This is a genomic window from Cytophagia bacterium CHB2 (assembly GCA_030263535.1).
Lineage (GTDB): Bacteria > Zhuqueibacterota > Zhuqueibacteria > Zhuqueibacterales > Zhuqueibacteraceae > Coneutiohabitans.
The window spans coordinates 1-6,064 of record SZPB01000379.1 but is presented as its reverse complement, the minus strand read 5'-3'; the positions used below and the strand labels follow the sequence as shown (position 1 = coordinate 6,064).

Annotated in this window: 9 protein-coding genes and 1 pseudogene; all 10 read right to left on the bottom strand. The window is 53.5% G+C overall.

Annotated features, from left to right (window positions below; translation table 11 throughout):
- A partial coding sequence (locus FBQ85_25335) for a hypothetical protein (protein ID MDL1878456.1) occupies window positions 1-213 on the bottom strand: 213 nt, incomplete at its 3' end.
- Window positions 198-893, bottom strand: a complete 696-nt coding sequence (locus tag FBQ85_25330) for an ABC transporter ATP-binding protein (GenBank protein MDL1878455.1) — start codon at window positions 891-893, stop codon at window positions 198-200. The genes FBQ85_25330 and FBQ85_25335, both read right to left, overlap by 16 nt.
- Window positions 894-903: 10 nt before the next feature.
- On the bottom strand, window positions 904-1,338 hold the full coding sequence (locus tag FBQ85_25325) for an acyl-CoA thioesterase (protein ID MDL1878454.1): 435 nt from the start codon (window positions 1,336-1,338) through the stop codon (window positions 904-906).
- A 26-nt stretch (window positions 1,339-1,364) separates the two neighbouring features.
- A pseudogene (locus FBQ85_25320) lies at window positions 1,365-1,717 on the bottom strand (hypothetical protein).
- Window positions 1,718-1,720: 3 nt separating this feature from the next.
- Window positions 1,721-2,056, bottom strand: coding sequence for a DUF433 domain-containing protein (locus FBQ85_25315; GenBank protein MDL1878453.1), 336 nt, complete (start codon window positions 2,054-2,056; stop codon window positions 1,721-1,723).
- Window positions 2,057-2,137: 81 nt separating this feature from the next.
- On the bottom strand, window positions 2,138-2,680 hold the full coding sequence (locus tag FBQ85_25310; GenBank protein MDL1878452.1) for a hypothetical protein: 543 nt from the start codon (window positions 2,678-2,680) through the stop codon (window positions 2,138-2,140).
- A 59-nt stretch (window positions 2,681-2,739) separates the two neighbouring features.
- The gene (locus FBQ85_25305) at window positions 2,740-4,083 is read right to left on the bottom strand and encodes a glycosyltransferase family 4 protein (protein MDL1878451.1); all 1,344 of its coding nucleotides are present in this window, start codon (window positions 4,081-4,083) and stop codon (window positions 2,740-2,742) included.
- Between the two features lie 53 nt (window positions 4,084-4,136).
- Window positions 4,137-4,523, bottom strand: coding sequence for a hypothetical protein (locus tag FBQ85_25300; protein ID MDL1878450.1), 387 nt, complete (start codon window positions 4,521-4,523; stop codon window positions 4,137-4,139).
- Window positions 4,520-4,768: a DUF433 domain-containing protein gene (locus tag FBQ85_25295; protein MDL1878449.1), complete on the bottom strand. Its 249-nt coding sequence runs from the start codon at window positions 4,766-4,768 to the stop codon at window positions 4,520-4,522. The genes FBQ85_25300 and FBQ85_25295 overlap by 4 nt, the downstream gene beginning before the upstream one ends.
- A gap of 100 nt (window positions 4,769-4,868) precedes the next feature.
- Window positions 4,869-6,064: sodium:solute symporter family protein (locus tag FBQ85_25290; protein ID MDL1878448.1), on the bottom strand; the 1,196-nt coding region annotated here is incomplete at its 5' end.

Sequence of the window (6,064 nt, the reverse complement as noted above, 5' to 3'; positions counted from 1 at the left end):
GCGGCTCAAGTCATTGGTGAGATCTTCGCGCACGAAACGTTCGGAGAGCAATGCGTAATCGATGCGGCCCAGGCGCTCGAGCGTCAAATCGCGCAAACTGCCGCGCACGGAATCGCCGACGAGCAGCGCGCCGGTGAGTACGGCGGTGGCCACGGCTGCGCCGAGCAGCACCGCGAGATGGAGGCGCCAGTAATAAATCAAACTGGAACGCATGTTCCCTCCCGCAGCTCAAAGCGCCGTTGAAAGCGCCCGGCGAGATCGAGGCTGTGCGTGACGGCAATGAGAATGTTTTGTTCGTCGCGATGTAATTCAAACAACAACGAGGCAACGGCATTGGCGGTATTGCGGTCGAGATTGCCGGTGGGCTCGTCACAAAGCAGCAAGCTCGGGCGATTGATCAAGGCCCGCGCAATGGCCACCCGCTGGCGCTCGCCGCCGGAAAGCTCGGCCGGGTGATGCTCGAGCCGCGCGCCACGTCTGACGCGCTTGAGCAGCATGCGGCCGCGTTTTTCAGTATCCTGCGAGGCGGACTTGAATGCCAGCGATGGCAGCAGCACATTTTCCAGCACGGAATATTGCGGCAGGAGATGATGATCTTGAAACACGAAACCGATGACTTGATTGCGGAATTTTGCCAGCTCTGGCTCGGAGAGGGAAAAGGGCGACGCACCGTTGATGGCAATCGTTCCGGATGAAGGCTGATCGAGCGTGCCGATCAAATGCAACAGCGTGCTTTTACCCGAGCCGGAAGGCCCGAGAATGGCGAGCGATTCGCCTTGCTGCATGGTGAAAGAAACGTCGCGCAAGACCTCGATGTTGCGGGTTCCATTCCCAAAGTTTTTATAGATATTGATTAACTGAAGTGAAAGCTGACTTGAGTCTTGTGTTGCCATTCTCCATCCTTTATCGTCGATCTTCGGAAGCGGGCGCTTCCTGAATTTTCTCTGCAATAAAATCCGGTATCGGAATGGCTTTGAGCTTGTTGCCGGATTCGATGACGCAACACGCCGAGCTGACCTGCCCGCGCGCAATCATTCTTTCGCCGTGCTTGAATTCGAATTTGTACGTCATCGATTTTGTGCCCTTGCGCGCCACGGTCAGATGAATATCAAGAATGTCTTCGAATTTGGCGGGGCTTAAATATTCACACGAAGCGGCCAGCCGCGGCCAGCCGATTTTTTTGCCGTCGATGGTCATGTCGACGCTGGCGCCGAGCGAGCGCAAGAATTCGTGCTCGGCGGTTTCCATAAAAATAAAAAAGCGGGCAAAGTGAACGATGCCCGCCAAATCGGTGTCTGCGAATTCAATGCGGCGCTGGGTGTGAAATTCATGGAGCATGGTTGGATCATCTAACAAATGCGATTTTATCGTAGCGGGAGATAATGTATCTGGCCTTCCCATTCGCCATCAAGACTGCATTCCGCGATTAACAGTAGGTCGTTGATCACCTGACCAACCGGGAGGCATAGCCGACTTCAAATACACCAGGCATCCGTAAGCCAGTTTTGATGCGGGCATAAGCATAATGCGTTATCGTGGTGACATCGTGCGTTAATAGTACTCGACCTTGTTGCGCGGCCCACTCCAGCTCGGCTCGATCATCCGCACCCGACAAACCAGCATCCTGAATTCGGACAATATCGAGTTCAGGGTTTCGACGCATCAAACCACGCAGAATATCATTATTGAAGTTTTCATCAGCAGCGAGCGCGATCATAACTTATATACTTCCATTCTGCTGCCGTGATATTAATCGCTCACGCACACCGGTGGGATCGAAGCGTCGCTCATTCTGCCCACGTAGATCGGTTGCTAACTTTTGCCTGCGTTGCAGATAGTTTTCTACTTCAGCAGGCCGCCGAAGATAATATCCGATAACATAGTACACATCCGAAAGGGAAACCGTAGGATATTGCTGCACAATTTCTTCCGGGGTTGCTCCAAGATTAAAGGCAGATACTATCGTATCCAGCGTTACACGTGTCTCGCCAACTCGTACAACGCCGTCTTGGTCCTCTCGAAGGGGAATTTTTTCGGATGCTTGTGTTATAATCATGCTATTTCCTCTGACAACAAATTCCAGCGACTCTAATTTTCCAACAAGATACTAACCTTGAGCAAGACTGGCAAGATTGAATTAGTTCTTAGTCTCGATGGCTTGTCTTGCTGCTGGCTTTAGCGGCGCCGGTGCCGGCTTATACATCGTCACCAAAAATCCGCCCAGCGCTGCGAGCAAAATCCCTGCGATGAATTGCCAGCGCAGATTCTGCCAGCCGCCGGCCGGCGGATGCAGCAGCGCTACCAGGGCATTCACCACTGGCGCACCAGCAAACACAATCGACATCACCACGCTGGGCGTGCCTTTGGCGCCGAAGGCAAGCAACACGCAGAATGCGCCCAGCGCGCCCACGGTTCCGGCAAGCAACGACCACAGCATGCCTTTGCCGGTGAAGCTCCAGGTCGCGCCGTTTATGGACAAAACGATCAGCGGCCCAATGACAGCAGTGATCAGATAAGCAATACCCACGAACAAAAATGCTTTATAACGGCCGTTGACGGAATCCGCCATTGCCATTTGGCCGGTGTGCAGCAAAACGCCGTAGAGTCCCCATGAAACAACCGTCATGAGCGCGAAGATCAACCAGGTCATGCCCGGCTGTTGCGCTTCGGGTGTTGCCATGTATTTCTCCTCAGAAGATTGAAGCGGGAAGTTTGATGATTAAAGAATTGATTGGCGATTTAAGCGAGAACCGTTTCTTTCGCAACCATCGATCTTCCCTTTTCTTGCGTTGATTCTTTCAAATACTGACGGTAGACGGCGAGCGTTGCTTCTGCCATGGTCTCGTCGCTGAAATCGCGATGCACCGCAGCCTTGCCCTGCCGCCCGAGCTGTCTGCGGCGCGCGGCATCGTTGCGCAACGCCAAAATTCCTTCGGCGAGCGCGGAGGCTGAATTCGGTTCCACCAGAATGCCGCCGCTGCTTGCGTGCAGCAATTCCGGGAAGGCGCCGTGATGCGGCTGCACCACGGGCACGCCATTCGCCAGCGCTTCCAAGACGTACAAGCCTTTCGGCTCCTGGTAAACGGTGGGAACAGATAACAAATGCAGGCTTTGCAGGAAGTTTATCTTTTCAACGCGCGTGACTTCACCGGCATACTCAAATGCCTCACGCAGCCTCGAGGCCTGAATCTTCTTTTGAATATCCGCAAAATATTTTTGATCTTTCGGACTGAGATAACCGGCGACTTTGAGCTTGAAGGCGCCCGGCTGAAAATTTTCCGCCAATTGTTGCATGGCTTTGACGAGCAGGTGCAATCCTTTTTCGGGGCAAAGGCGCGCGAGGTAGCCGACGACGAAAGTCTTTTCACTGTTGGCCTCGGGCGCGTTGCCATGATCGCGCAAATTGATGCCAAGCCTCACGACATGAATTTTTTGAGCAGGAATATCGAGATAATCCGCCATGTAATCGGCATAATACTGGCTGGTAGCGATGAAACCATCAATCTCACGCGCCCGCTCACGCAACAGCTTTTTTGCCTGTGATTTGTAAGGCTCGATCAATTCGTCCAGAAAAAGATCTTCACCTTGCAATGCGCATAAAACCGGCACGCCCAACGCTTTCTTCAACTCATGCGCCATGCCCACAAACATGGAGTTGGTGAGCTGCACCAACTCCGGGCGGTAGGATTCTTTGAGCCATTGCGCCAGTTTCTCCAGCTCTTTTTTTTGATGCCCTCCCTCCCCGGCGAGCACGGAAACCGTGAGGCTGCCCAAATCTTTGGCGTTGGTGGAGGAGCTGAAACGGGAAACCCAGTTCAACAACGCGCGATTGTTGAGCAGCCGGTCGATCACCCACGGCGTGCGGCGAAACAAGGAAAATTTTTCCTGCAAATAGACGTTGATGCCGCCGTAGAAAATATCATTGACGGCGACATTGGCCTCGTCGGTGCGCAGCGGCGTGTAGGTAGGAATCAGGGCGACTTCGTGGCCTTTTTTCAGCAGGGCAGCGGCGAGGGTATTGTCATGCAGGCAACTGCCGCAGTACATGCCAGCGGCGCCGGCGGCGATATAGGCGATTCGCATAAGAAATTCACATATTTTGAAAAACAGCGGCCTGCTACCGCAGCTTTTGTCTTCTACCAAAAAATATTTTGTTGGCGATCACGTTTGATCTCCCACCATGCAATGCCCGCAGATGAGAGCCGCAACACGCAGCCCATTCGTGTTTCTTTAGTCTTGAACTTTGGATGGCGCAGAAAACGACGAATAAACGAAGCCGTTTCTTGCACCGGCCCGGTGATGATCACGAGGCAATAATTCAGGTGGCAAAGCCGCGGCCGAAAAAAGCCGAGGTCTCGGGTAAAAAATGTCATTTGTTTGGCATTATGCAGGTAACGCAAAATCTCTTGTTGATCATCCCATTCCGGTCTTCCAATTTCATGCCCGATTTGCCGAAAACGGACGCGCTTTTGCTGGAGTTTCTCGACTTCGTCCTCGGGAATATTATGGTCGAGGACAATCATGCCGCAACTCTTGCCTTACCGGCGATCTCCTTGACGATTCCGCGCTTGACAAAAGACAAGGCTTCCTGCACGGCCTCTGTTGTAATGATGTCGCGATACTGTTGCGCAACCTTTTCCGGTGTATAACCCGCTTGCAAGAGCTCCAGGGCGTCTGAGACAAGTATACGCGACCCTTTGAAGATCAGGCGACCGCCGCAAACGCGGGTATCTACCGCCAGATGTTTACCAATCTCGATTCGTGCCATTTCATCATCCTGTGTTAAAAGTTCCCGCCGGCTTTTCGTCCGCGCCCGCAGCGATGTAGGCGATTCGCATAAGGCTTGCAGCGTGTGCCGTCAATGGCGGTTATGAAATGGGCATTTTTTCGGTCCGCGAGGAAACCTCTTTTGCAGAAATATGCCCATCCGTCGCGAAAAATTTGTCAAGCGTCGATTGCTCCGGCGGTTGGGTCAACAGCGAGCCGATGATCATCGCGGCAGTCGAGGCAGCCAGAATTATGGCGACTGCCATGATACCGCTGTCTGTAACAATGCCCGAGCCTTGCGAGAAAAAGTAGATCCACAAAACCGCCACCGTCACGATTGAAGCCATGGCGCCGTATTTCGTGCTGCGTTTCCAAAATAAAGCCGCTGCCACGATGGGAAAAAGCGAGGCATAACCCGTGAATGACCAGACGCCAAGCTTGAAAATGCTGCGATTCGCGACGAGTGAGAGCAGAAAGCAAACCGCCAAAATGCCCACCACGAACAATCGCCCGATCAGCACCTGCTGCTTGTCGCTCATTTTGTCGTGAAAGCCGTAGTGCCGCACGATATCGTTCGTGAACATGCTGCCGAGTGACAGGGCCTGCGAATCAAGCGACGACATAATCGCCGCCAGCACGCCAGCGGCGAGCATGCCCGCCAGCACATCGGGAGAATATTTGGCGATGACGCTGATCAAAACCGAGTTTGCCGCCGGGCCTTTGAGATCAGGAAAATCGATCGTGCCCATGATGCCAAGCAGCACGCTGGGCACCCAAACCGCCATAATACAAAGCGGGTAAAACGGCAGTATAGTGCGAAATGCCGTGGCGCGTTTGGCGGTGAGCCAGTGCATGAACATGTGGGGGAACATGCCCACGGAAAGCGGCACGCAGGTGTAGGTCAAAAATTGCAGCGGCTTGATTTTGTCGCCGCGCATCAACAGCTCGGGATTTCTCTCGGCAACGATATTGAGCGCGCCTGTCAATCCGCCCAATTTGTTGACAATCACATAAAACGCAATGACGCCGAAGCCCACGAACACAATCGTTTGCAAAGTGTTGACCCAGGCGGTGCTGCGCATGCCGCCATACGTGACATAAATCAAGATCACCGTGCAGATCAACAAACCGCCGGCCCATTCGGGAATTTGGCCGTTGGTGATTTCACGCAAGGTGACTGAGCCGCCAATGACGCCGACGAGCAAATAGGGAATCATCAACGCGCCGAGCACGATGAACAGCATCAAGCCGACGGCATCCGAATTCCAGCGTTGACGGAAGTATTGCGCCTGCGTCA